We start from the raw sequence: 648 nt of genomic DNA, 5'->3' as shown, positions 1-648 counted from the left end.
GCCGACTTCTCGGCGATGACCGACGAGGCATTGCTGGCCGAAGTGGGCCGCAAGCGCGGCGGCCTGCTGCCCGGTGGCCGCGTGAACATGCAGAAGGCCGCCGAGGCGGCGTTGAACGACTTCCGCAGCGGCGCCTGGGGCCGCGTCAGGCTCGAGACGCCGGACGAGTTCGTGCACTGGCGGGCAACCGGCATCGTGGCCGAAGAGACACGAAAAGCGAAGAAGGAAGCCCGCGGAAAGGCGTGACCTCATGTCGCCTTTCATGGGGAGCCGGAGACCGACGACGGCCAAGAGCCGACCATCACGAGAGGCGGCTTTGGCGGCGCGCGCCTCGAACGTGTTGTTGTATCCTCGTGCAACCGTCGATCCCATGGGAGAGTGTTCGGCCGCCGCGAGCGCGCTGGCGAACGCCGGAGATCGCGGCAAGTCGAACAAGGACGCGAAGAACGTGAAGAACCGCCGGGGGGTTGTGGGGGCGTTGTGGGTTTCCGTTTTCTTGGCCGCCTGTGGGGGTGGCGGCGATGGTGATCAGCCGAGTCCTGTCTCCGGAACTCCGCCTGCACCGGCCCCCGCGCCCGGTCCCGCTCCTGCACCTGGCCCCGCTCCTGCACCTGCACCTGCACCTGCACCTGCGCCTGCGCCCGCACC

1 pseudogene is annotated in these 648 nt (G+C 68.8%); it reads left to right on the top strand.

The features are described 5' to 3' along the window. Positions 1-246: pseudogene (locus AC1D12_RS34810) on the top strand (ribosome biogenesis GTPase YlqF); the annotation flags it as partial. Positions 247-648 lie beyond the last annotated feature (402 nt).

The organism is Rhizobacter sp. P1_G5, assembly GCF_056405435.1.
The sequence above is the reverse complement of the archived record's forward strand: the minus strand, read 5'-3'. Positions and strand labels throughout refer to the sequence as shown.